The organism is Stutzerimonas kirkiae, from assembly GCF_004327335.1.
GTDB classification, from domain to species: Bacteria; Pseudomonadota; Gammaproteobacteria; order Pseudomonadales; family Pseudomonadaceae; genus Stutzerimonas; species Stutzerimonas kirkiae.
This window is the reverse complement of record NZ_QJUO01000003.1, coordinates 55,336-80,198: the sequence shown is the minus strand read 5'-3', so window position 1 is coordinate 80,198 and position 24,863 is coordinate 55,336. Positions and strand designations below refer to the sequence as shown.

The window sequence follows — 24,863 nt, the reverse complement described above, 5'->3', positions numbered from 1 at the left end:
GTATCGACGAGAGACACCCATGCCCGAGTTCTACCACTACCTGCAACAGTTGGTTAACGGACTGACTGTCGGCAGCACCTATGCCCTGATAGCCATTGGCTACACCATGGTCTACGGCATCATAGGGATGATCAACTTCGCCCATGGCGAGGTCTACATGATCGGCTCCTATATCGCTTTCATCGCCATTGCGGGGCTGACCATGCTCGGCATCGAAAGCCTGCCGCTGATCATCATGGCCGCCTTCGCCGCCAGCATCGTCGTCTGCAGCGCCTACGGCTACAGCATCGAGCGCGTCGCCTACCGGCCCCTGCGCGGCGGCAATCGGCTGATCCCGCTGATCTCCGCCATCGGCATGTCGCTCTTCCTGCAGAACGAAGTCATGCTGGCTCAAGACTCCAAGGACAAATCCATTCCCGCCCTGCTGCCCGGCAACTTCGTGTTCGGCGAAAGCAGCATGAACGGAGTGGTCGTTTCCTATATGCAGGTGTTGATCTTCGTCGTCACCCTGCTGGCCATGCTCGGCCTGACGCTGTTCATCTCCCGCTCACGGATGGGGCGTGCCTGCCGCGCCTGCGCCGAAGACCTGAAAATGACCAACCTGCTGGGCATCAACACCAACGGTATCATCGCGCTGACCTTCGTCATCGGCGCCACGCTGGCCGCCGTGGCGGCCGTACTGCTTGGCATACAATACGGCGTGATCAACCCGGGCCTGGGCTTCCTCGCCGGTATCAAGGCCTTCACCGCCGCCGTCCTCGGCGGTATCGGCAGTATTCCCGGTGCTGTGCTGGGTGGCCTGCTGCTGGGTGTGGCGGAAGCCTTCGGCGCCGATATCTTCGGTGACCAATACAAGGATGTGGTGGCCTTTTCCCTGCTGATACTGGTCCTGCTGTTCCGCCCCAGTGGCATCCTCGGCCGTCCGGAGGTCGAGAAAGTATGAGCCCGGCCATTACCAGGAACCTCAAGACCGCCTTTTTCAGCGCCCTACTGGTGCTTGCCGTCGCCTACCCGATACTGGGGCTGAAACTCACCACCGTGGGCATCCGCCTGGAGGTTCACGGCGCCAGCCCGACCGTGCTCTGGAGTGTCGTCGCCTGCGCCATCGGCATGTTCTGCTGGCAACTGCTGCGCGGCTATATCGGTGCCGCCTGGAACAATGCTCCCGGCCTGCCGAAGATCCCGCAAAGCGCCAGCAACTTCCTCACCTTGCCTTCGACCCAGCGCTGGGCGGTCCTCGGCCTGATACTGCTGGCCCTGGCCTGGCCGTTCTTCGGCTCGCGTGGCGCGGTGGACATCGCGACGCTGATCCTGATTTACGTGATGCTCGGCCTTGGCCTGAATATCGTGGTCGGCCTGGCCGGCCTGCTCGACCTCGGCTATGTCGGCTTCTACGCCGTCGGCGCCTACACCTATGCCCTGCTGTCGCACTACTACGGCCTGGGATTCTGGGTCTGCCTGCCGCTGGCCGGCCTGATGGCAGCCATCTTCGGCTTCCTGCTCGGCTTCCCGGTACTGCGCCTGCGTGGCGACTACCTGGCCATCGTCACCCTCGGTTTCGGCGAGATCATCCGGCTGCTGCTGCGCAACATGACCGATGTCACCGGCGGCCCAAATGGCATCAGCGGCATCGACAAACCGACCCTGTTCGGCCTCTCCTTCGATCGCCGTACAGCCGAAGGCATGCAGACCTTCCATGAATACTTCGGCATCGCCTACAACTCGGTGAACAAGGTCATCTTCCTCTACCTGATCGTCCTGGTCATGGTGCTGATCACCCTGTTCGTCATCAACCGCCTGCTGCGCATGCCGATCGGCCGTGCCTGGGAAGCCCTGCGCGAGGACGAGATCGCCTGCCGTGCGCTGGGCCTGAACCCGACCGTGATCAAGCTCTCGGCCTTCACCCTGGGCGCCACCTTCGCCGGGTTCGCCGGCAGCTTCTTCGCCGCGCGCCAGGGGCTGGTTTCGCCGGAATCGTTTACCTTCATGGAGTCGGCGATCATCCTCGCCATCGTCGTGCTCGGCGGCATGGGCTCGCAACTGGGCATCATCCTGGCCGCCATCATCATGATCATGCTGCCGGAACTGACGCGGGAGTTCAGCGAGTACCGGATGCTGATGTTCAGCGCCATGATGGTGCTGATGATGATCTGGCGCCCGCAAGGCCTGTTGCCCATGCAACGTCCCCACCTGGAGCTGAAACGATGAGCCGCATCATTCTGCAGGCCAGCGGCCTGTGCATGCGCTTCGGTGGACTGCTGGCGGTCAATGGCGTGAACCTGAACGTGCATGAGAAACAGATCGTCTCGATGATCGGTCCCAACGGGGCCGGCAAGACCACGGTATTCAACTGCCTGACCGGCTTCTACCGCCCCAGCTCCGGGAGCATCCGTCTCAATGGCGAGGCGATCGAGGGGCTGCCCGGCCACAAGATCGCCCGCAAGGGCGTGGTACGGACCTTCCAGAATGTCCGCCTGTTCAAGGATATGACCGCGATGGAAAACCTGCTGGTCGCCCAGCACCGGCACATCAACACCAATTTCATCGCCGGACTGCTGAAGACCCCGGCCTTCCGCCGCAGCGAACGCCAGGCCATGGAAAACGCGGCCTACTGGCTGGAACAGGTCGACCTGCTGGATGTCGCCAACCGCAATGCCGGAACCCTCGCCTACGGCCAGCAGCGGCGCCTGGAGATCGCCCGCTGCATGATGACCCGTCCCGAGTTGCTGATGCTGGACGAGCCGGCTGCGGGCCTCAACCCCCGGGAAACCGAAGACCTCAAGGCCCTGATCGGCATGCTGCGCGACCAGCATGGCGTCACCGTGCTGCTGATCGAGCACGACATGAAGCTGGTCATGAGCATTTCCGACCACATTTTCGTCATTAACCAGGGCACGCCCCTGGCGGACGGCAGTCCGCAGCAGATCCGCGACAATCCGCACGTGATCAAAGCCTATCTGGGGGAAGCCTGATGCTGTATTTCGAGAATGTCTGCACCTTCTACGGAAAGATCCAGGCCCTGCACGACATAAACATCGAGGTCCGCCAGGGCGAGATCGTCACCCTGATCGGTGCCAACGGCGCCGGCAAGTCCACCCTGCTGATGACCCTCTGCGGCAACCCGCGCGCCAGCAGCGGCAATATCCGCTACCAGGGCGAGGAACTGACCGGCCTCGACACACCGCAGATCATGCGCAAGAGCATTGCCGTGGTCCCCGAGGGCCGGCGCGTGTTCGCACGCCTGACGGTCGAAGAAAACCTGGCGATGGGCGGCTTCTTCACCGCCGCCGAGGCTTTCCAGCAACAACTGGACAAGGTTCTGCACCTGTTCCCACGCCTGAAGGAGCGCTTTCACCAGCGCGCCGGCACCATGTCCGGCGGCGAGCAGCAAATGCTCGCCATCGGCCGAGCGTTGATGAGCAAGCCCAAACTGCTGTTGCTCGACGAGCCGTCACTGGGCCTGGCGCCGATCATCATCCAGCAGATCTTCGACATCATCGAACAGTTGCGCGAGGATGGCGTGACCGTCTTCCTGGTCGAGCAGAACGCCAACCAGGCGCTCAAGCTGGCAGACCGTGGCTATGTGCTGGAGAACGGCCATATCGTCATCCAGGGCAGCGGTGAGGAACTGCTGAACGACTCGCGGGTACGCGACGCCTACCTGGGGGGGTGAAGCAGCCACAAGCTGCAAGCTGCAAGCTGCAAGGGAAAGCAGAGCCATGGTTTGTAGCTTGTAGCTCAGAATTGTGGCGTCAGGCCTTGGGCAGGGTCACACCGCGCTGGCCCTGGTATTTGCCGCCACGGTCACGATAGGAGACTTCGCACTCCTCGTCCGACTCCAGGAACAGCATCTGCGCCACCCCTTCGTTGGCGTAGATCTTCGCCGGCAGCGTGGTGGTATTCGAGAACTCCAGGGTCACATGGCCTTCCCACTCGGGCTCCAGCGGCGTGACATTGACGATGATGCCGCAACGCGCATAGGTGCTCTTGCCCAGGCAGATGGTCAATACGTTGCGCGGAATGCGGAAGTATTCGACCGTGCGCGCCAGCGCGAAGGAATTCGGCGGGATGATGCAGACATCGCTCTTGACGTCGACGAAGCTCTTCTCATCGAAATTCTTCGGATCGACCGTGGCCGAATTGATATTGGTGAACACCTTGAATTCATCGGCACAGCGCACATCGTAGCCATAACTCGACACGCCATAGGAAATCAGCGCACTCGAGCCCTCCGCCCGCACCTGACGCTCGACGAAAGGCTCGATCATGCCGTGTTCAAGCGCCATGCGGCGAATCCACTTGTCCGATTTGATGCTCATGCGGGCGTCCCGATCTGGATGATGAAAGATTGCAGAAGCGCATCTTACCGAGGCATCGCCCGGCTTCAAAGGCCCCAGAGCCCCAGGCCATGACGAAGAGTAGAGGAGTGAGTGAAAATAAATTCGCATTACCACGCAAATAATGTATCTTGCGTTGGCTGCTGCTGCATGTGTCACCGTGAATCGCTACATGTTTAGATTTCGATCCAATCATTGGTACGACTCCTTTTACTCCTTGCACACAGTCACGGTCGGGTAACGCCCGTCCACTCTTCATTTACTTCGTTCAAGGAGACATTCACATGTCCAATCGCCAAACCGGTACCGTCAAGTGGTTCAACGATGAGAAAGGCTTCGGCTTCATCACTCCGCAATCCGGTGACGACCTTTTCGTACACTTCCGCGCCATTCAGGGCGAAGGCTTCAAAACCCTGAAAGAAGGCCAGAGCGTTTCCTTCGTCGCTACCCGCGGCCAGAAGGGCATGCAAGCCGAGGAAGTTCAGGTCATCTGAACCCTCCCGCTGCATGAAGAGCCCCGCACTCGTGCGGGGCTTTTTCGTTTCCGGCAACAGCACCTGGCCGATCAATCCTCGGCGACACTGATATTCGGCATCGCCTGGGCAGTGCCCTGCCCGCCCTGGGCGATACGCGCCCCGACCGTTCGCGCCACCTGCTGGTAGATCATGGCAACCTGGCTTTGCGGATCGGCGATCACCGTCGGGCACCCTGCGTCCGCCTGGCTGCGGATGGCCATGGACAATGGCAACGAAGCCAGCAACTCGACATCGAACTGCTCCGCCAGGCGCTCGCCGCCACCTTCGCCGAAAAGATGTTCGGCATGGCCGCAATGGGAGCAGATGTGCACGGCCATGTTCTCCACTACGCCCAGAATGGGGATATTGACCTTGCGGAACATCTCCACGCCCTTCTTCGCATCCAGCAGTGCCAGGTCCTGCGGCGTGGTGACGATCACCGCCCCCGCCACCGGCACCTTCTGCGCCAGGGTCAGTTGAATATCGCCAGTACCCGGCGGCATATCCACCACCAGGTAGTCGAGATCGTTCCAGGCCGTCTGGTTGATCAGTTGCAACAAGGCGCCCGACACCATCGGGCCGCGCCAGACCATGGGGGTGCGGTCATCCGTGAGAAAGGCCATGGACATGACCTGCACCCCATGTGCCTCAAGGGGCACGAACCATTTCTGCTCGCGCACCTGCGGCCGAGTTCCTTCGGGAATGCCGAACATGATGCCCTGGCTGGGACCATAGATGTCGGCATCCAGCATGCCCACCCTGGCGCCTTCGCGGGCCAGTGCCAGGGCGAGATTGGCCGCGGTGGTGGACTTGCCGACACCGCCCTTGCCCGACGCCACCGCAATGATGTTCTTCACCTCCGGCAGCCGCTCCTGGGTCTTGTGCGCGGCGATCACGCAATCGACCTGCACATCGGCGCGAACCACCCCGTCGAGCCTTTCGATGGCATTGCCCAGCAACTGCGCCCAGCCCTGGCGAAACAGCTCCGCCGCATACCCCAGTTCGAGCCGGACCTCGACCTGCTCGCCTCGGATATCGATGCCACGTACACAGCCGGCGCTGAGCGGGTCCTGCCCCAAGTGTGGATCGGTGTACTGACGCAATACGGCTTCAACCGCCTGACGGGTCACGACGCTCATGGGCACTCCAGAAAGACCGAGTAAAACAGGCGGCCATGATAACAGCAGCTCCGCGCCCCTGGTCAGCACACAGGGCGGATCACGCCATGCACGACAAACAGCCGAAAACAGTGCTGGAAACGCTCGAGGCTGGACGAAAGAGCGTGACAACCGGTGTTTTTTCGTCCAGCTTTCCAGCCTCCAGAGCCTCTATCGAAGCACCTTGCCGGTGAATAACGGCATAGCGCTATCACCCTGGATCAGCCCAAGCACTTATAGCCTCTGGCGCGACGCTTCCTTTATAGTGATCGGTCTTTCCGTGTCAGCCATATAGCCTTGATCACCATGTCCGAAACTCGCAAGATTCTCGTCACCAGCGCCCTGCCCTACGCCAACGGCTCGATTCATCTCGGCCATATGCTCGAGTACATCCAGACCGACATGTGGGTGCGCTTCCAGAAACTGCGCGGCAACCAGTGCATCTATGTCTGTGCCGACGATGCCCATGGCTCGGCGATCATGCTGCGCGCGGAAAAGGAAGGCATCACCCCCGAGCAGTTGATCGCCAACGTACAGGCCGAACACAGCGCCGACTTCGCCGACTTCCTGGTCGACTTCGACAACTTCCACTCGACCCACTCGGAAGAAAACCGCGAGCTGTCGGAGCTCATCTATGGCCGCCTGTCCACCGCCGGCCATATCGCCACGCGCTCGGTGACCCAGTACTTCGACCCGGACAAAGGCATGTTCCTCGCCGACCGCTTCATCAAGGGCACCTGCCCGAAATGCGCGGCGGAAGACCAGTACGGCGACAACTGCGAGAAATGCGGCGCCACCTATGAGCCGACCGAACTGAAGCATCCGCGCTCGGCTATTTCCGGCGCGGTGCCGGTACTCAGGGACTCCAAGCACTTCTTTTTCAAGCTGCCGGAATTCCAAGCGATGCTGGAGCAGTGGACCCGTAGCGGCACATTGCAGGAGTCGGTGGCCAACAAGCTCGCCGAGTGGCTGGATGCCGGCCTGCAGGAGTGGGACATCAGCCGCGACGCGCCCTACTTCGGCTTCGAGATTCCCGGCGAACCCGGCAAGTACTTCTACGTCTGGCTGGACGCGCCGATCGGCTACATGGCCAGCTTCAAGAACCTTTGCGCACGCCGCCCAGATCTGGATTTCGACACGTTCTGGAGCGAGGACTCGACAGCCGAGCTGTACCACTTCATCGGCAAGGACATCATCAACTTCCATGCCCTGTTCTGGCCGGCCATGCTCGAAGGCGCGGGATTCCGCAAACCGAGCGGCATCAACGTGCACGGCTACCTGACGGTGAACGGCGCGAAGATGTCCAAGTCGCGCGGCACCTTCATCAAGGCACGCACCTACCTGCAGCACCTCGACCCGGAATACCTGCGCTACTACTACGCAGCCAAGCTCGGACGCGGTGTGGACGACCTGGACCTGAACCTCGAGGATTTCGTGCAGAAGGTCAACTCGGACCTGGTCGGCAAGGTGGTCAATATCGCCAGCCGCTGCGCCGGCTTCATCCTCAAGGGCAACGACGGCGTCATCGTCGCCGAATCGGCCGCCCCCGAGTTGAACGAAGCCTTCCTGGCCGCCACACCGTCGATCGCCGAAGCCTACGAGATCCGTGACTTCGCCCGCGCCATGCGCGAGATCATGACACTGGCCGACCGCGCCAACGCCTGGATCGCCGACAAGGCCCCCTGGGCGCTGAACAAGCAGGAAGGCAAGCAGGCCGAGGTACAGGCGATCTGTGCCCAGGGCATCAACCTGTTCCGCCAACTGGTGATATTCCTCAAGCCGGTACTGCCGAACCTGGCCCGCGCCGCCGAGACCTTCCTCAATGTGCCGCCACTGACCTGGGACGATCATCGCAGCCTGCTCACCGGACATCGGCTCAACCCCTTCACGCCGCTGATGACCCGCATCGAGCCGGCAAAGGTCGAAGGCATGGTGCAGGCCTCGAAGGAAGACCTGGAAGCCACCCAGAGCAAGCCGGGCAATGGCGAGTTGCAAAAGGCTCCACTGGCGGCAACCATCGACTTCGATGCCTTCGCCGCGGTCGACCTGCGCATCGCCCTGATCGAGAAAGCCGAATTCGTCGAAGGCGCGGACAAGCTACTGCGCCTGACGCTGGATATCGGCGATGCAAAGCGCAACGTCTTCTCCGGTATCAAGAGTGCCTATCCCGATCCGAGCGAGCTCGAAGGCCGGCTGACCCTGTATGTCGCCAACCTGGCGGCGCGCAAGATGAAATTCGGCGTCTCCGAAGGCATGGTGCTAGCGGCTGGGCCGGGGGGCGAAGAAATCTACCTGCTCAGCCCGGACAGCGGCGCCCGTCCCGGCCAGCGAGTGATGTAGTGCAAAAGAACAGTACCGGTAGCCACCCGCTCGACCAGAGTCGCTGCCCGCTGTGCGGGCAATCGAACATCTGCGACCCGACGGGGGACTGCTGGTGCTTCCATACCCATATCGACCGCCAGGCGCTGGAGCGCATCCCACAGGCATCCCGGGGCAAGGCCTGCCTGTGCCCCGCCTGTGCCAAGATGACAGACACCGACACTCCGTAGAAGCGGCTGGCCCGCGAACTGCATATCGCCAAATCCAACCAAGGACGTTCATCCTGGAGGGCATATGCCCTGCCTAGGTGGGCGAGGCAGGGCGACTGGATTGGCAAATAGTGTGTCTGGCTATAGAGCTGTAGAGCGCGATCTCTGGCTCATCGTCCCTGTACGAATGCCTGGCGGCGGGACGTGGCACGCGGAATGCCTCCCTGTAGTTCTTCGCCGCCATCCCTGGCGGCGAAGGCCCCATCCCGCCACCTGGCATCCGCACAGCCACTATCAGTGGCGCTTGCGGGAAAGAGCCAGCCCTACGGATGATTCGGTACTGCGCCGACAGCTCTTTCCATAGTCGCCACGGTATTTGCTGCAAGCCCGGCCAACCCCGCTACGAAACCTTCGTCGACAGGGATACCGGCGAAGAGCGCCCTCCTTATTCATATTAGCGAAGGGTTCATGCGTGTTGCGTAGCGGGGCTGGCCGGGTTCACGACACCACGGGGACCAGGACACCGCCAGCGGCCTACGATGAAACACATACGTGATTACCCATCCACCCGCAACTTGGCTACCCACTGCTACCCGGCTCCCACGACCACGGACCGGGGTTTCATGCGATCGCCCTGCACAACAGGCTTTTTTTCGGTTCATCGCGGACTCTGGGGGAAGAGCGAGTTGACAGGCAGGGAAGCAGGTAAATTGGCAGTCGCCAAACACACCCTTCACCTGTCCCTGCTGTCGCCATGCATCCTATTGATCTTGCCGCTTTCTGGCCAGGCTACGAAGTCGTCGCCTCTCGCCCCGTAGCTGAAAACACCCTGCTGATTGAGCTGGAACCCCAAGCCACGCAAGTGCCCCGGTGCGGGCGCTGTCAGCAGCCCAGTCCATTGATTCATGAGCGGCGCCTGCGCCAAGTACGTGACCGCGACTTGTTGGATCAACGAGTCCTGCTCCAACTGCCCATGCGTCGCGTCGACTGCCTGCGCTGTGGGCGAGTGACCGAGCGGATCGATTGGCTGGAGCCGGCTTCCCGTCTGACTCAGCGTTTACGGGCCTGGCTCGAAGGCTTGCTGCGGATACTGCCCATCAGCCACGTCAGCCAACTGACCGGCTTGCACTGGCACACCCTCAAGGCGCTCGACAAACGCCGCCTGGAGACGCAGGTCGGGGCCTTCGAGCCGGGCGCCGTGCGTCGCCTGGTGATGGATGAGTTCTCCTTGCACAAAGGCCACCGCTACGCCACGGTGATCATGGACGCCGAGCGAACGCGGGTGCTGTGGGTTGGTCACGGCAATAGCCGTGAGGCCATTCGACCGTTCTTCGAGTTGCTCGGTGAGCGCTGCCAGCAAATCGAAGCGGTGGCGATGGACATGAACACCGCCTTCGATCTGGAGGTGAAGCAGCATTGCCCTCAAGCCGAAGTGGTGTACGACCTGTTCCATGTGGTGGCGCGCTACGGGCGTGAGGTGATCGACCGCATTCGTGTCGATCAGGCCAACCTCCTGCGCGACGACAAACCGGCACGCAAAGTGGTCAAGCGCAGTCGCTGGCTGCTCCTGCGCAACCCTGAGAACCTCAAGGACGGACAAGCCGTGCAGTTGCAGGAACTGCTCGCCGCCAACCAACCCTTGGCTACGGTTTATGTGCTCAAGGACGCATTGAAGGAAGTCTGGTACGCCCCGAGCGTATGGGAAGGCTGGCAACGCTGGCGGGCCTGGCTACGGCAGGCCCGTGACAGTGGCTTGGCACCACTACAGCGTTTCGCCAAAAACCTCGGGCGTTATATCCGCGGCATCCTCGCCAGCGCCAATTTCCCGATGCATACCAGCCTGCTGGAGGGTGTGAATAACCGCATCAAGGTGATCAAGCGCATGGCCTATGGCTTCCGGGACTCGGACTACTTCTTCCTGAAAATCAAGGCCGCCTTCCCCGGGAAAGTGCGATGAACCTTTTTTTCCGCAGCCGCTTCTGGTAAAAAGCACCCTGCAATTCGCGGACAGCTCCGGCTACCGCTTATAGCGGGCGTCGTATAATGGTAATACCCTAGCTTCCCAAGCTAGAGCCGTGGGTTCGATTCCCATCGCCCGCTCCAGATTGCTTCACCCAAGGCCCTGAAAATCAAAGGATTTTCGGGGCTTTTTGCATTTCAGGGGACAGAAGTATCGAAGAAGTGTCGAAAACGGCAGAGGGCTTGCCCGGTGACAGAGAGCTGGCCTCAGGTGCGTTGAGTCAGCGCTCTCCCTGCTGGCCCGTCAGCGCCAGGAACCACTCTGCATAGGGTGTTCGAGTGACACGCTGACGGTTGTAGTCGGGGCTGCCATCGTTCCACCAGGGCGCGCCGCGCTCACCCAGGGCAATTTTGCTGGCATCGACCCTTGCCCTTGCTACCTTCAGCGCGGCGGCATCGTCATTGGCCTTGGCCTGCTTTACCTCTCGGCGCGCCTGCATCAGCTCGTTCACCAGCCTTTGCCGCCGCTCTTCCGACAGTGCCGGATCGCTGCAGCGCCATAGCCTTTCCTTGACGACGAAGTAACGGCCATCCGGGGTTCTGGGGTACATGGCAAAGGCTCTCCTGAGTATCTCTCGATAAAAGGACAGCCTTGCCCAATGTCACGTTCCGACGGTCCCCGCGGAAGACACGGCACAGGCCCGTGCAGCGTGCAGTTTCCTGTAGCTGTCGATCAGCCGCTGGTGCCGGTCGAGACCTTCCAGCTTCATGCTCGTGGGCGCCAGGCCGAAGAAGCGCACGCTGCCGTCCAGCGAGCCCAGTACCGCGTCCATGCGCGGATTGCCGAACATACGGCGGAAGTTGGCTTGGTAGTCGCCCATTTCCAGTTCGTCGTCCAGTACCACCTCCAGCGCCACATTCATGGCCTGGTAGAACAGGCCGCGCTCGACCGTGTTGTCGTTGTACTGCAGGAAGGCCTCGACCAGCTCTTTCGCCTCTTCCAGTCGCTGCAGGGCGAGATGGATCAGCAGCTTCAGCTCCAGGATGGTCAACTGGCCCCAGGTGGTGTTGTCGTCGAACTCGACGCCGATCAGGGTGGTGATGTCTGTGTAGTCATCCAGTTCGCTGTCTTCCAGGCGCTCGACCAATGCCTGCAGGCCGGCATCGTCCAGGCGGTGCAGGTTGAGGATGTCTTCGCGGAACGCCAGTGCCTTGTTGGTGTTATCCCAGATCAGGTCTTCCACCGGGTAGACCTCCGAGTACCCCGGCACCAGGATGCGGCAGGCCGTGGCCCCCAGGTGCTCATACACGGCCATATAGACCTCATGGCCCATGCCTTCGAGGATGCCGAACAGGGTCGCGGCTTCTTCGGCGTTGGCGCCCTCACCCTGGCCGGAGAAGTCCCACTCGACGAACTCGAAGTCGGCCCTGGCGCTGAAGAAGCGCCACGACACCACGCCGCTGGAGTCGATGAAGTGTTCGACGAAGTTGTTCGGCTCGGTCAGCGCCTGGCTTTCGAAGGTCGGCTGGGGCAGATCGTTGAGGCCCTCGAAGCTGCGGCCCTGGAGCAGCTCGGTCAGGCTGCGCTCCAGCGCCACCGCGAAGCTCGGGTGCGCGCCGAACGAGGCGAACACACCGCCAGTACGCGGGTTCATCAGGGTGACGCACATCACCGGGAATTCACCGCCGAGCGAGGCATCCTTGACCAGCACCGGGAAGCCCTGCTCTTCCAGCCCCTGGATACCGGCGAGGATACTCGGGTACTTGGCCAGCACGTCCTGTGGCACGTCCGGCAGGGCCAGTTCGCCTTCGAGGATTTCCCGCTTCACCGCACGCTCGAAGATTTCCGACAGGCACTGCACCTGGGCTTCGGCCAGGGTGTTGCCGGCGCTCATACCGTTGCTGAGGTAGAGGTTCTCGATCAGGTTGGACGGGAAATACACCACCTGGCCATCCGACTGGCGCACGAACGGCAGCGAACAGATGCCCCGCGCCGTGTTGCCGGAGTTGGTGTCGTACAGGTGCGAGCCGCGCAGCTCGCCCTCGGGGTCGTAGATCGCCAGGCAATGCTCGTCGAGGATTCCTGCCGGCAGCGCGTCCTTGCGCCCCGGCTTGAACCAGCGCTCGTCCGGGTAATGCACGAACGCCGCGTTGGCGATGTCCTCGCCCCAGAACTGGTCGTTGTAGAAGAAATTGCAGTTCAGCCGCTCGATGAACTCGCCCAGCGCCGACGCCAGGGCGCTTTCCTTGGTCGCCCCCTTGCCGTTGGTAAAGCACATCGGCGAATGCGCATCACGGACATGCAGCGACCACACGTTGGGCACGATATTGCGCCACGAAGCGATCTCGATCTTCATGCCAAGGCCCGCCAGGATGCCGGACATATTGGCGATGGTCTGCTCCAGTGGCAGGTCCTTGCCCGGGATGCGGGTGGTGCTGTCCAGCACCGGCATCAGCAGCGCCTGGGCATCGGCGTCGAGGTTTTCGACATCCTCGATGATGAATTCGGGGCCGGTCTGCACCACCTTCTTCACGGTACAACGGTCGATGGAACGCAGGATGCCCTGGCGGTCCTTCTCGGAAATGTCCTCGGGCAGCTCGACCTGGATCTTGAGGATCTGCTGGTAGCGGTTCTCCGGGTCGACGATGTTGTTCTGCGACAGCCGGATGTTCTCGGTGGGAATGTTGCGCGTCTGGCAGTAGAGCTTGACGAAATAGGCCGCGCACAAGGCCGAGGATGCCAGGAAATAGTCGAACGGCCCCGGCGCCGAGCCATCGCCCTTGTAGCGGATCGGCTGGTCGGCAATCACCGTGAAGTCATCGAACCGGGCTTCGAGCCGGAGGTTGTCGAGAAAGTTGACCTTTATTTCCATGCGGGGCACCAGGATAGCGAGCAAGACGAATCGGCCGGCATTATCCGGTTTTTCGGGCGAAAATCCCGGGCTTTCCGGCACTGGACAAAAGATTCGTGGCGCTGTGCCCGTTGCGGGCCCGTCTCGAGGGCATGCCTGTGGCCTTGGGCTGCGCATGTTTCTCTCCCCCGACTGCCCTGACGGGCGCGCATCGCTCACTTGCCGTGCTCCTGGAATCAGGGCATGTTAGCGCCCCCTTCCGTAGCTCCGTTTTCATTACCGATGCCTACCACCCTGCTACCGCGCCGCCTTGCCGTCATGCTCCTGCTGGCACTGGGTTGTGCCTTTGCCGGCAACCATATCGCTGCGCGTATCGCCTTCGATGACGGCACCGGCGTTCTGCTGGCCGTGCTGTGCCGCTCGGGAGCCACCGCGCTGGTACTGGGGGTAATCATCGTCTGGCAGGGCCATGCCATTCGCCTGGGCAGGTATGCCTGGGGCTGGCAGATCCTGCTGGGGCTTCTTATCGCCGGGCAGAGTCTTTGCCTCTACTCCGCGGTGGCTCGCATACCGGTCGCGCTGGCTCTGCTGGTGGCCAATCTGTTTCCCATTCTGCTGGCCTTGCTGACCTGGGGGCTTGGTGGCCCCAGGCCGAGCCTGCGCCAGGGCCTGCTGATGCTGCTGATCCTGGTGGGCCTGGTATGCGCCCTCGACGTACCCGGACAACTCGCCGGCAGCGGCCCCGTTTCCACAACCTGGAAAAATGGCGTGTTGCTGGCCCTGTGCGGGGCGCTGTTGTTCGCCTCGGCACTCTGGGTGTCGGACCATAAGTTGCAGGATATGCGCGGCTCGGTACGCAGCCTGCTGTCGATGTCGGTGGTGTTCTCCAGTGCGGCACTGATCGGCGCTACCGACCTGATGCCCTCGGCGCTCGGACTGCCGCAACACCTGCACGGCTGGCTGGCGCTTGGCGTGCTGGCGCTGCTCTACGGAACCGGGTTTTCCATCCTGTTCGTCACCATGCCGCGCCTCGACATGCAGCGCAACGCGCCCGTGATGAACATCGAACCGGTCGCGACCCTGGTGCTGGGCTGGCTGATTCTCGGGCAAACGCTGAATGCATTGCAGATGCTGGGCGGCGCCATCGTGCTCAGCGGCATTCTGCTGCTGAGCTACCGGCATCGCTGACGGTGCGTTGCACACCGTCGGGAGCGAGCCGGAGATGGCCCGTGAAGTACGGGCCATCCCGATAGAACACGATCAGAACGCCAGGCGAACGCCCACCATCAGGTTACGCCCAGGCAGCAGCACCTCATCCTTGATTAGCGAGGTATGGTTGCGCGCCTTCTCGTCCAGCAGGTTGTTGCCTTTCAGGTAGAGGGTGTAGTCGGTCTGGCTCAGCGAACCACTGTAGCTGAGCCCGGCTCCCAGCATGTTGTAGCCGGCGGTTTCGCTTTCATAGGAAGCGATACTGTCCTGGCGTTGCACACGGTAGAACTCCAGTTGCCCGTCGATGGCGGGACTGAAGCGCTGCTCCAGCCGTACGCCGAGGCGGTCGGCCGGGATGCGTGGCAGATCGCCGCCGCCATCGCGCAGCTTGCCACGCACATGGTCGCCGAACAGCGTAAAGGCAGTCGCTTCGCTTGCCTGGAAACGCACCTCGCCTTCGACCCCGGTCAATACCGCATCCTGCTGCCGGTATTCGATTTCGCGATAGCCACCACCCACGTCATGACCGGTATCGGCGGCATAGATGAAGTCGTTCACCTGGTTGCGGAACAGGCTGAAGCTGAAGGTCGTGCGTCCGGCGAACTTGCGCAGGGTCAGCTCGGCATTGTGCGAGGTTTCTTCATCCAGGTTCGCATCGCCCAGTTCGACGGTACGCGATGCCGCGTGCGGGCCGTTGGCGTAGAGCTCTTCGGCCGTCGGCAGGCGCTGCGAACGGGACAGCGAGAAGCCCAGGGAGTACTCGGGGGCGAAGGTCCAGACCGCCCCGGCCGAGACGGAAGTCCCATCATGGCGGGTATCCCTGGCGCCTTCGGCATCGATATTCTGCCACTCGTGGCGCAGGCCCAGCTCATAGCGCCAGGCCCCGGCGCTGTACTCTTCCAGCAGGAAGATACCGTGGTTGCGAGTCACGGTCGGCGGCACATAGGCCTCTTCCCCGGTGGTTTCGAAGTCACGCCGCAGGGTCTGTGCACCCAGGACGCCACGCCAGCCGAACAGCGGCTGGTGAGTCAGTTCGATACGGGCATCGGTCGCATCGTTCTTGAAGCGGGTGCCGATTTCATCACCTTCGATTTCATCATGCCGATACTGGTTGTGCCCCACACGCAGCCTGGCCTTCTCGAAGCCTGGCAACGGGTCCTGGAGATCGCCACGCAGGTCCCAGCGCTTCTGCTCCATATTGATATAGGGCACTTCGCCATGTTCTTCGTCATGGTCATGGTCGTCATGGCTCCCGCAATGCCAGTCACCTGCCCCATGGGCATGGCAATCGGCATGTTCGTGGGCCAGCAGACCGTAGCGTTTGTTCTGCTCGCTGTAGGCCAGTCCTATGTAGCCGCGTTCACCGATGAAGCTGCCGCCCAGGGAAAAGCTGTCGGTGTCGTTATAGGCGCCTTCCTGCTTTCCCGCGGAGGAGGGAATGTCGTATTCGTTGGCCTGGCTCTTGCTGCCTTCGGCGCGAACGGCAAAGTTGCCACTTCCCGCAGTGATACCGAACACACCGGCACCTTCGTTCGCCACGCTGTTGGCACGAATCTCCGCCTCGCCCTCATAGCCTTTTTCCGGCACCCGGGTCGGGACTTTCTTGTCGATGACATTCACTACACCACCAATCGCGCCACCACCGTAGAGCAGGCTCGCCGGGCCCTTGAGCACCTCTATCCGCTCAGCCAGCAAGGGCTCGATGGTCACCGCATGGTCAGGGCTGATAGTAGAGGCATCCAGTACCTCGACACCGTCGCTCAGCACCTTCACCCTGGCACCATCCAGGCCGCGGATCACCGGCCTGCCGACACCGGGGCCGAAACTGCTGGAGTTGACCCCGGGCAGCCCGTCCAGGGTTTCACCGATCGTCGCCGCCCGGCGCTTCATCAGTTCATCGCCTTCGAGCACCTCGACCGGAGTCGTCATTTCATGGCGCTGGCTGGACAGCGGGCTGGCACTGATCACCGATGAGTCCAGTCTGACTGGCTCATCGGCCCAGGCGCAGGAGACAAAGGCCAGGCTCACGGCCCAGGCCAGGGGATGACGCATGAGTTGCATGTAATTCTCCAGAAAGGTACCTCGCCCCACAGCCGTGGCGGATACCCCGGCACACGGAAAAGGAACGAAATTGCAGAACGGTGGGCCCCATCAGGGCGTCGAGAGACAAAGCAGAAACAAATTACCATGTTATTACGTAACATTTAAAGCTTATCGCTCTCCAGATCCGATGCCCATGGCGCAGACCTGCGGAACACCACGACAGCCCGACACCGGGACGGGTCCATGCGTATACCTGTTGAAAAGCACAGGCCACCGCCCCATCTATCCAATACGTATGAAGCCAAGGTGCAGTAATGAACGACAACGCCGACCGGAATGCCGATCAGGAACTCATCTCCGCCACCCAGTTGGCGCTGCCGGACCAGGAGCAGCCTGACAAGCTCTACATCATCCCGATTCACAACCGCCCCTTCTTTCCGGCCCAGGTGTTGCCGGTCATCGTCAACGAGGAGCCCTGGGCAGAGACCCTGGAGCGGGTCGCCAACACGCCGCACAAGCGGCTGGCGCTGTTCTATCTCGACAGCCCGCCAGCCCCCGGCGAACCCTTCGACCCGGAGCGCCTGCCGGAACACGGCACCATGGTGCGCATCCACCATGCCTCGCGTGAGGGTGGCAAATTGCAGTTCGTCGCCCAAGGCATGGCACGGGTGCGCATCCGCGGCTGGCTGCACCGCCAGCCGCCCTACCTGGCGGAAGTCGAGTACCCGCAGAGCGACGAAGACCCGCGTGACGAGGTGAAGGCCTACGGCATGGCGCTGATCAACGCCATCAAGGAGTTGCTGCCGCTCAACCCGCTGTACAGCGAAGAGCTGAAGAATTACCTCAACCGCTTCAGCCCCAATGCGCCATCGCCACTGACCGACTTCGCGGCGGCGCTGACCACCGCGCCAGGCAATGAGCTGCAGGAGGTGCTCGACTGCGTGCCGATCCTCAAGCGCATGGAAAAAGTGCTACCGCTGCTGCGCAAGGAAGTCGAGGTCGCCCACCTGCAGAACGAGTTGTCCGCCGAGGTGAACCGGAAGATCGGCGATCGCCAGCGGGAGTTCTTCCTCAAGGAGCAGTTGCAGATCATCCAGCGCGAGCTGGGCATCACCAAGGACGACCGCAGCGCCGATACCGACGAGTTCCAGCAGCGCCTGCAAGGCAAGGTACTGCCGCCGGCCGCGCGCAAACGCATCGACGAGGAACTGAACAAACTCTCTATCCTGGAAACCGGCTCGCCGGAATACGCCGTGACCCGCAATTACCTGGATTGGGCCACCGCCCTGCCGTGGGGCGTGCACGGCAAGGACAAGCTGGACCTCAAGCGCGCGCGCAAAGTGCTCGACAAACACCATGCGGGCCTGGATGACATCAAGAACCGCATCCTCGAATTCCTCGCCGTCGGCGCCTTCAAGGGCGAAATCAGCGGTGCCATCGTGCTGCTGATCGGCCCTCCCGGCGTCGGCAAGACCAGCATCGGCCGCTCCATCGCCGAGTCCCTGGGCAGGCCGTTCTACCGCTTCAGCGTCGGCGGCATGCGCGACGAAGCGGAAATCAAGGGACACCGGCGCACCTATATCGGCGCCCAGCCCGGCAAGCTGGTGCAGGCACTCAAGGATGTCGAGGTGATGAACCCGGTGATCATGCTCGACGAGATCGACAAGATGGGCGCCAGCTACCAGGGCGACCCCGCCTCCGCCCTGCTGGAGACCCTCGACCCGGAGCAGAACGTCGACTTCCTCGACCACTACCTGGACCTGCGCCTGGACCTGTCCAAGGTGCTGTTCGTCTGCACCGCCAACACCCTGGACTCGATTCCCGGCCCGCTGCTCGACCGCATGGAAGTGATTCGCCTGTCCGGCTATATCACCGAGGAAAAGCTCGCCATCGCCAAACGCCACCTCTGGCCTCGCCTGCTGGAGAAGACCGGTATTCCCAAAGGGCGCCTGGCCATCAGCGACAGCGCGTTGCGGCAGGTGATCGAGGGTTACGCCCGCGAGGCCGGCGTGCGCCAACTGGAGAAGCAGCTCGGCAAACTGGTGCGCAAGACGGTGATACGCTTGCTCGAAGATCCAGACCTGAAAGTCCGTATCACACCGAAGGAACTGGAACGGCACCTCGGCAAGCCGGTGTTCCGCACCGAGCAGGTGCTCAGCGGCGTCGGTGTGATCACCGGCCTGGCCTGGACCAGCATGGGTGGCGCTACCCTGCCGATCGAGGCTACCCGTATCCACACCCTCAACCGCGGCTTCAAGCTCACCGGGCAACTGGGCGAGGTCATGAAGGAATCCGCGGAAATCGCCTACAGCTACGTAAGCTCGCACCTGGAGGATTTCAGGGCGGATGCCGGTTTCTTCGACGAAGCCTTCGTCCACCTGCATGTCCCGGAAGGTGCCACGCCCAAGGATGGCCCCAGTGCCGGCATCACCATGGCCAGCGCCCTGCTGTCCCTGGCCCGCAACCAGCCGGTGAAAAAAGACGTGGCCATGACCGGCGAGCTGACCCTGACCGGGCATGTACTGCCGATCGGCGGCGTACGCGAGAAGGTCATCGCCGCACGCCGGCAGAAGATCTTCGAACTGATACTGCCGGAAGCCAACCGGGGCGACTTCGAGGAACTGCCCGACTACCTCAAGGAAGGCCTGAGCGTACACTTCGCCAGGCGCTTCGACGATGTGGCCAGGGTGCTGTTCCCGACAACCGCATGAACGCCCACCGTCGCTCCCGGGCAGGTATATGCCCTGCTTCAGGGGGCGGGACAGTGCGACCGGACTGGCCAGCAAGTGTGCGTTTTATCGTAGGCCGCTGGCGGTGTCCTGATGCCCGTGCTGTCGCCGGCTCTTTCCCACAGACGCTGCTGAAGAGTGGCTGTGCGAATGCCTGGTGGCGGGACGATGAACCCGAGATAGCGCTCTAAAGCTCTATAACCAGGCACACCATTGCCAATCCAGTCGCAACGAGGCATGCACGATAACCCGCCCCCCACGGCCATGGATCGAATCGAGATTTCATGCGCGCCACCCGGGGCGCTATGTTGAACGTATGCGGGCCTGACCTTTATCGCCAGGCCCGCTATGCTGTCGGCACATATCCAGATGGAAGCGATCATGTCCGGAACATCCTTGCGCCTGCTCTCCCCCATTGCCGCCCTGCTGCTCGGCGCCTGTAGCGCCACGCCATCGGGCAGCGGCCTGATCGTCAACGATGACAAGAATTGCCCGTTGAAACTGCAGAGCGGCCAGACGCTGAGCCTCGACCTGGTCAGCAACCCCAGCACGGGCTATCGCTGGAAGATCGAAGAAACCTCCGGCGATATCCTGAAAAGCCTCGGCCCGGAAGTCTTCCACTCCTCACGCAAGGATGTGGTCGGTGCGGACGGCACCTCCACCTGGCGCTTCCAGGCCATACAGCCTGGTACCGGCCGATTGATCCTGAGCTACCAGCGGCCATGGGAAAACAATAGCGAACCCGCCGACCTGTTCGATTGCCGGATCGAAGTGGAATAGCGAAAACAAGGCTGGACGGTTTCGGGCTACCTGTCGTCCAGCCCAAGCCTTCCAGCGCGGTTCCCGGCGCTTCGAGCGCATCGCCCTGGTCCGGTAGCCTGCGCCGGCCGCTACTCCTATAATGCCCGCCCCGTTCCTCTAGCCGACCCGCCCGTGAGCCACGACCCTGACCGTCTGTTCGCCCAGCCACTGGGCCAGATAAAAGACTTCGTATTCAATGAAGATGTCGCGCGCGTCTTCCCCGACATGATCAAGCGCTCGGTGCCCGGTTACCCCACCATCGTGGAAAACATCGGCGTGCTCGCGGCCCGCTTCGCCCAACCCGACAGCCAGCTCTACGACCTGGGTTGCTCGCTGGGCGCCGTCACCCAGGCCCTGCGCCGCCATGTGCGCACCGACAACTGCCGGGTGATCGCCGTGGACAACTCGCACGCGATGCTCGAACGCTGCCGTGAATACCTGCACGCGCAGGATGCGATGTTCCAGGAACTGCTCCCGGTGAATGTGATCGAGAGCGATATCCTCGAACTGGACTTGCAAGCGGCTTCACTGGTGGCGCTGAATTTCACCCTGCAGTTCATTCCACCGCCGCGGCGCCCTGAACTGCTGCGCAAGATCAGGCAGGCCCTGCTGCCCGGCGGCGCGTTGATCCTCTCGGAAAAACTGCGTTTCGAAGAACCGCACCAGCATGAACTGCTGACCGACCTGCATGTCGCGTTCAAGCGGGCCAACGGCTATAGCGAACTGGAAATCGCCCAGAAACGCAGCGCCATCGAGAACGTGATGAAACCCGATAGCCTGGAAACCCATCGCCAGCGCTTGCTGGAGGCCGGATTCTCGTCCGTCACGCCCTGGTTCCAGTGCCTCAACTTCGCCTCGCTGATCGCCCTGCCATGAACCTCGACCTGACTGCCCTGGCCAGGCATATGGCCCACACACCGCTGGCCGCCTGGAGCCAGGCCCAGCAGGCGCAACTGGATGCCCGGCTGGCGGTCGGGCATGGCGACCTGCCGCGCTGGAGCCGCACCGTCGATGCCCTGCCTGCGCTCACGCCCCAGGCCGTGGGCCTGAGTGATAGCTTCCGCCTGCATGGCGAATGCGATGACACAACACGGGAAAGCATCCGCCAGGCACTGATGGGCCTTTCGCCCTGGCGCAAGGGCCCCTTCGAACTGTTCGGTATCCATGTCGACAGCGAATGGCGCTCCGACTGGAAGTGGAGCCGCGTGAGCCCGCACCTGGACCTCCAGGGCAAGCGCATACTCGATGTCGGTTGCGGCAACGGCTACTACATGTGGCGCATGCTTGGCGCGGGTGCCGACAGCGTGGTCGGCATCGACCCGAACTGGCTGTTCTTCTGCCAGTTCCAGGCCATGAAACGCTACCTGCCGGACGCCCCGGCCTGGCACCTGCCCATCGGCATCGAAGAACTGCCCGCCCGCCTCGAAGGCTTCGACACGGTGTTTTCCATGGGGGTGCTCTACCATCGGCGCTCTCCCATCGACCATCTGCTGGAGCTGCGCGACTGCCTGCTCAAAGGCGGCGAACTGGTGCTGGAAACCCTGGTCATCGAAGGCGACCGGCACAGCGTGCTGGTTCCCGAAGACCGCTATGCACAGATGCGCAACGTCTGGTTCCTGCCATCGGTGGCGGCACTCGAACTGTGGCTGCGGCGGGCAGGCTTCGAGGATATCCGCTGCGTCGATGTCAGCGTCACCAGCATTCAGGAACAGCGCTCCACCGAATGGATGCGCTACCAGTCACTGCCTGACTTCCTCGATGCCGACGATCACGGCAAAACGATCGAAGGTCTGCCCGCCCCGATGCGCGCGGTGATCGTCGCCCGCAAGGCCTGAGAAGCCGCCTCAGGCTTGAAGCTTGAAGCTTGAAGCTTGAAGAGAGCATCCCGCGATCCTGGTATTCCGTGTCCAGCTTATGCGACGGCCAGCCGCTGGCGAAACAGCGCCTGGTGCGCGCGGCACTGGCTGGCCGCCAGCAGGAAGACGCCATGGCCACCCCGCTGGAACTCCAGCCAGGTGAAATCCACCTCGGGGTACAGCGCCTGCACATGCACCTGGCTGTTGCCGACCTCCACGATCAGCACGCCGTTATCGGTAAGGTGGTCGGCCGCCTCGGCCAGCATGCGCCGTACCAGGTCCAGGCCATCCGCCCCGCAAGCCAACCCCAGCGCCGGCTCGTGCCGGTACTCCGCGGGCATGTCGGCGAAATCCTCGGCATCGACATACGGCGGATTGGAGACGATCAGATCGAAACGCTGCCCTGGCAGCCCCTCGAAACCATCGCCCTGGACGGTATAGACCCGCTCCTCCAGCTCATGCTGCTCGATATTCCTGTTGGCCACTTCCAGGGCTTCGTAGGAAAGATCCGCCAGCACCACCTCCGCCGCCCCGAACTCATAGGCACAGGCGATGCCGATGCAGCCCGAACCGGTACACAGATCGAGAATCCGCGCCGGTTCCTGCGCCAGCCAGGGTTCGAAACGCTGCTCGATCAGCTCGGCGATCGGCGAGCGCGGGATCAGCACCCGCTCATCGACCACGAAGGGCAGGCCGCAGAACCAGGCCTGCCCCAGCAGATAGGCGGTCGGCACCCGCTCTTCGATACGGCGGCGCAACAGTTCGTGCAATGCCTCGCACTCGTCATCTTCAAGGCGGCAATCCAGATAGTGGTCGGCCATCTGCCAGGGCAAGTGCAACGCCCCCAGTACCAGTTGCCGCGCCTCGTCCCAGGCGTTATCCGTGCCATGGCCGAAGAACAGTTGCTCGGCATGAAAACGGCTGACAGCCCAGCGGATATAATCGCGCAAGGTGCGCAGGCGGGAAGGCGAAGCGATCACGGTGGCGACTCCTGGACAAAAGGCCGCCAGTTTAGCCCAAAGGCGACTGAGCTTTCCTCCCCGTCTCCTCTAAGATAGCCTCTTGCACCGCCATCACGGGCCGATTGCGATTCCAGGGCAGGCCGCCTGCGCCTGCGAAGGTTCACAACCCTCGAATCCAGCGCGACAATCATCCCCAGGCCAGCCCCTGACCTCAACAAGGAGTCCGAAATGTCCAAGCCACAGACCCTGCTTCAACTCAGTGGCCGCAGCTATGCCCCTGCCAGGTGGGCCAATGCCACCCTTCTGGTCATTGACGCTCAGGAAGAATACCGCAGCGGTGCCCTCGCATTGCCGAACCTCGAATCCTCGCTCGCGCAGATCACTCGCCTGCTGAAAACCGCCCGCGAAGCCGGTGCCCCTGTCGTACACATCCATCACCTTGGCATCACTTCCGGCCTGTTCGACCCCCAGGGGCTGCGAGGCCAGATCATGCCGGAAGCCGCGCCATTGCCGGGCGAGTCGGTGGTCGCCAAGCGACTGCCCAACGCCTTCGCCGGCACGGAGCTGCACGACCTGCTGCAGAAACATGGCCGCCTGGACCTGATCGTCTGTGGCTACATGACCCACTCCAGTGTCAGCAGCACCGTGCGAGCCGCCAAGGACTACGGCTATCGCTGCACCCTGGTGGAGAATGCCTGCGCCACCCGCCATCTGCCACAGGGCGATGGCCAGATCGACGCCGAACGGGTGCATCGTGTGGAAATGACCGCCCTTGCCGACAACTTCGCCATCTGCGTCGAGGATGCCGACGCGCTCATCTGAAATAAGCCATCCGTCGGGCAGGTGACTGAACCTGCCTTTGCCGCTCCGGTCATAGCCCTGTTAATGCAAGAGGTGACCGGTATGAAACTATCAGACAGGTTCGACGCACGCCGCCTGCGCCCGCGCAAGCAGAAACAGGGCTGGCGCTGGTGCCTGGGCGCCCTGCTGGCATTCCTGATCGCCGCTGCCGGGCTCGCCTTCGCGCTCAGCGGCGCACTGCTGCTGTTCGATCGCGGCGAAGTCATTGCCATGCAAGCCAACCGCGCCACCGGCAGCACACTGCTGATCGTGGGGGTATTGCTACTGTGGGGCGGGATTTCGTTCTGGCGCCGCCTGCGCCGCCGCATGCGCCAGACCAGCTCGCTGAGTCTGTCCCCGGACCTGATGAAAAAGCGCGACTGAAAACCTGCGACGGATGTCATGGAGTAAACTGCCACCACTTTGGAGGCTCCCATGCAAGACGACGATTTTTCACTGTTCAAGGACGCGGTACGCGGTGTGAAACAGATCACCCACGACCGTGCCGATACCGGCAAGACGCGCCGCAATCAACAGCAGATCGCCAAGCGCCGCGCCCATGCGACCACCAGCCAGGTTTCCCTCCGGATAGACGGGCTGTCCGATCAGTTCGTCATAGACGTGGCCGCGGAGGAAGAACTCCACTGGGCCCGCGACGGCGTCCAGGACAGCCAGATGCGCAGACTCAAGGCCGGGCAGATAGCCTTCGAAGGCAGCCTGGACCTGCATGGGCTTTCGGTCGAAAAGGCCCGGGAACAGATGTGGGCCTTTATCGCGGAAGCCAACCGCTACGAGATCCGTTGCGTGCGCATCACCCACGGCAAGGCCGCCCGGCTGGACGGCAAGCGCCCCCTGATCAAGAGCCACGTCAACACCTGGTTGCGCCAGCACCCGCAAGTGCTAGGCTTCACCTCTTGCCTGCCACGCCACGGCGGTACCGGCTCGGTCTATGTGATGCTCAAGCGGACCATGCTCGAAGGCCGCGACGAATGACATACGGCAAGCGCGCATCACCGCTCCTGTAGCTTTAAACGTCAACAGCCCCTAGCATTGTCGCCCTTCGCAGAGCGACTGA

The 24,863-nt window shown here is 62.3% G+C and carries 22 protein-coding genes and 1 tRNA gene; 17 read left to right on the top strand and 6 right to left on the bottom strand.

What is annotated here, in order from left to right:
- The first annotated feature begins 19 nt into the window (after nucleotides 1-19).
- Genes livH through DNJ95_RS03210 form a run of 4 tightly spaced genes read left to right on the top strand, consistent with a single transcriptional unit; the run spans nucleotide 20 to nucleotide 3,673 of the window.
- On the top strand, nucleotides 20-943 hold the full coding sequence (livH, locus tag DNJ95_RS03225; RefSeq protein WP_131183279.1) for a high-affinity branched-chain amino acid ABC transporter permease LivH: 924 nt from the start codon (nucleotides 20-22) through the stop codon (nucleotides 941-943).
- Nucleotides 944-951: 8 nt separating this feature from the next.
- Entirely contained in the window at nucleotides 952-2,208 is a 1,257-nt protein-coding gene (locus DNJ95_RS03220; protein ID WP_131183389.1) for a high-affinity branched-chain amino acid ABC transporter permease LivM, read from the top strand.
- Nucleotides 2,205-2,972 (top strand): high-affinity branched-chain amino acid ABC transporter ATP-binding protein LivG, encoded by a 768-nt coding sequence (gene livG, locus DNJ95_RS03215; protein ID WP_131183278.1) that lies wholly within the window; start codon nucleotides 2,205-2,207, stop codon nucleotides 2,970-2,972. The genes DNJ95_RS03220 and livG overlap by 4 nt, the downstream gene beginning before the upstream one ends.
- A complete protein-coding gene (locus DNJ95_RS03210; protein ID WP_131183277.1) occupies nucleotides 2,972-3,673 on the top strand; it encodes an ABC transporter ATP-binding protein in 702 nt (233 codons plus the stop codon). Before livG ends, DNJ95_RS03210 begins: the two co-directional genes overlap by 1 nt.
- Before the next feature lie 79 nt (nucleotides 3,674-3,752).
- Here the strand turns inward: DNJ95_RS03210 and dcd are convergent, their stop codons facing one another.
- Entirely contained in the window at nucleotides 3,753-4,319 is a 567-nt protein-coding gene (gene dcd, locus DNJ95_RS03205; RefSeq protein WP_131183276.1) for a dCTP deaminase, read from the bottom strand.
- Nucleotides 4,320-4,621: 302 nt separating this feature from the next.
- On the opposite strand from dcd, the gene DNJ95_RS03200 reads away from it, so the two are divergent.
- The gene (locus tag DNJ95_RS03200) at nucleotides 4,622-4,831 is read left to right on the top strand and encodes a cold-shock protein (protein WP_131183275.1); all 210 of its coding nucleotides are present in this window, start codon (nucleotides 4,622-4,624) and stop codon (nucleotides 4,829-4,831) included.
- A gap of 71 nt (nucleotides 4,832-4,902) precedes the next feature.
- Here the strand turns inward: DNJ95_RS03200 and apbC are convergent, their stop codons facing one another.
- Nucleotides 4,903-5,991 (bottom strand): iron-sulfur cluster carrier protein ApbC, encoded by a 1,089-nt coding sequence (apbC, locus tag DNJ95_RS03195; RefSeq protein WP_131183274.1) that lies wholly within the window; start codon nucleotides 5,989-5,991, stop codon nucleotides 4,903-4,905.
- A gap of 324 nt (nucleotides 5,992-6,315) precedes the next feature.
- On the opposite strand from apbC, the gene metG reads away from it, so the two are divergent.
- The 4 genes from metG (at nucleotide 6,316) to DNJ95_RS03170 (ending at nucleotide 10,640) form a co-directional block, all read left to right on the top strand.
- The gene (gene metG / locus DNJ95_RS03190; RefSeq protein WP_131183273.1) at nucleotides 6,316-8,349 is read left to right on the top strand and encodes a methionine--tRNA ligase; all 2,034 of its coding nucleotides are present in this window, start codon (nucleotides 6,316-6,318) and stop codon (nucleotides 8,347-8,349) included.
- Complete coding sequence (locus DNJ95_RS03185; RefSeq protein WP_131183272.1) at nucleotides 8,349-8,558, top strand: cysteine-rich CWC family protein; 210 nt, start codon at nucleotides 8,349-8,351, stop codon at nucleotides 8,556-8,558. The genes metG and DNJ95_RS03185 overlap by 1 nt, the downstream gene beginning before the upstream one ends.
- A gap of 733 nt (nucleotides 8,559-9,291) precedes the next feature.
- Nucleotides 9,292-10,494: an ISL3 family transposase gene (locus tag DNJ95_RS03175; protein ID WP_131183271.1), complete on the top strand. Its 1,203-nt coding sequence runs from the start codon at nucleotides 9,292-9,294 to the stop codon at nucleotides 10,492-10,494.
- Nucleotides 10,495-10,566: 72 nt separating this feature from the next.
- A tRNA-Gly gene (locus DNJ95_RS03170) sits at nucleotides 10,567-10,640 on the top strand.
- A gap of 137 nt (nucleotides 10,641-10,777) precedes the next feature.
- Here DNJ95_RS03170 and DNJ95_RS03165 read toward each other — a convergent pair.
- Both DNJ95_RS03165 and DNJ95_RS03160 read right to left on the bottom strand, forming a co-directional pair.
- Nucleotides 10,778-11,107 carry a hypothetical protein gene (locus DNJ95_RS03165; RefSeq protein ID WP_131183270.1) on the bottom strand — a complete coding sequence of 110 codons (330 nt, stop codon included), beginning with the start codon at nucleotides 11,105-11,107 and terminating at the stop codon, nucleotides 10,778-10,780.
- A gap of 51 nt (nucleotides 11,108-11,158) precedes the next feature.
- Nucleotides 11,159-13,369, bottom strand: a complete 2,211-nt coding sequence (locus tag DNJ95_RS03160) for an OsmC domain/YcaO domain-containing protein (RefSeq protein WP_131183269.1) — start codon at nucleotides 13,367-13,369, stop codon at nucleotides 11,159-11,161.
- A 261-nt stretch (nucleotides 13,370-13,630) separates the two neighbouring features.
- On the opposite strand from DNJ95_RS03160, the gene DNJ95_RS03155 reads away from it, so the two are divergent.
- Complete coding sequence (locus DNJ95_RS03155; protein WP_131183268.1) at nucleotides 13,631-14,536, top strand: EamA family transporter; 906 nt, start codon at nucleotides 13,631-13,633, stop codon at nucleotides 14,534-14,536.
- 72 nt (nucleotides 14,537-14,608) lie between these two features.
- Here DNJ95_RS03155 and DNJ95_RS03150 read toward each other — a convergent pair whose 3' ends face one another.
- The gene (locus DNJ95_RS03150) at nucleotides 14,609-16,618 is read right to left on the bottom strand and encodes a TonB-dependent receptor (protein ID WP_131183267.1); all 2,010 of its coding nucleotides are present in this window, start codon (nucleotides 16,616-16,618) and stop codon (nucleotides 14,609-14,611) included.
- Between the two features lie 296 nt (nucleotides 16,619-16,914).
- On the opposite strand from DNJ95_RS03150, the gene lon reads away from it, so the two are divergent.
- The 4 genes from lon (at nucleotide 16,915) to cmoB (ending at nucleotide 21,965) form a co-directional block, all read left to right on the top strand.
- Entirely contained in the window at nucleotides 16,915-19,311 is a 2,397-nt protein-coding gene (gene lon / locus DNJ95_RS03145; RefSeq protein WP_131183266.1) for an endopeptidase La, read from the top strand.
- A 399-nt stretch (nucleotides 19,312-19,710) separates the two neighbouring features.
- Nucleotides 19,711-20,109, top strand: a complete 399-nt coding sequence (locus DNJ95_RS03140) for a protease inhibitor I42 family protein (RefSeq protein ID WP_131183265.1) — start codon at nucleotides 19,711-19,713, stop codon at nucleotides 20,107-20,109.
- Between the two features lie 153 nt (nucleotides 20,110-20,262).
- Complete coding sequence (gene cmoA, locus DNJ95_RS03135; RefSeq protein WP_131183264.1) at nucleotides 20,263-21,006, top strand: carboxy-S-adenosyl-L-methionine synthase CmoA; 744 nt, start codon at nucleotides 20,263-20,265, stop codon at nucleotides 21,004-21,006.
- On the top strand, nucleotides 21,003-21,965 hold the full coding sequence (gene cmoB / locus DNJ95_RS03130) for a tRNA 5-methoxyuridine(34)/uridine 5-oxyacetic acid(34) synthase CmoB (RefSeq protein WP_131183263.1): 963 nt from the start codon (nucleotides 21,003-21,005) through the stop codon (nucleotides 21,963-21,965). The genes cmoA and cmoB overlap by 4 nt, the downstream gene beginning before the upstream one ends.
- A gap of 77 nt (nucleotides 21,966-22,042) precedes the next feature.
- Here cmoB and prmB read toward each other — a convergent pair whose 3' ends face one another.
- Nucleotides 22,043-22,966 (bottom strand): 50S ribosomal protein L3 N(5)-glutamine methyltransferase, encoded by a 924-nt coding sequence (prmB, locus tag DNJ95_RS03125; protein ID WP_131183262.1) that lies wholly within the window; start codon nucleotides 22,964-22,966, stop codon nucleotides 22,043-22,045.
- A 210-nt stretch (nucleotides 22,967-23,176) separates the two neighbouring features.
- On the opposite strand from prmB, the gene DNJ95_RS03120 reads away from it, so the two are divergent.
- From DNJ95_RS03120 to DNJ95_RS03110, 3 genes are all read left to right on the top strand, one after another.
- Nucleotides 23,177-23,770 carry a cysteine hydrolase family protein gene (locus DNJ95_RS03120; RefSeq protein WP_131183261.1) on the top strand — a complete coding sequence of 198 codons (594 nt, stop codon included), beginning with the start codon at nucleotides 23,177-23,179 and terminating at the stop codon, nucleotides 23,768-23,770.
- Between the two features lie 81 nt (nucleotides 23,771-23,851).
- On the top strand, nucleotides 23,852-24,172 hold the full coding sequence (locus DNJ95_RS03115; protein WP_131183260.1) for a hypothetical protein: 321 nt from the start codon (nucleotides 23,852-23,854) through the stop codon (nucleotides 24,170-24,172).
- A 51-nt stretch (nucleotides 24,173-24,223) separates the two neighbouring features.
- Nucleotides 24,224-24,781, top strand: coding sequence for a Smr/MutS family protein (locus DNJ95_RS03110; RefSeq protein WP_131183259.1), 558 nt, complete (start codon nucleotides 24,224-24,226; stop codon nucleotides 24,779-24,781).
- Nucleotides 24,782-24,863: the final 82 nt, after the last annotated feature.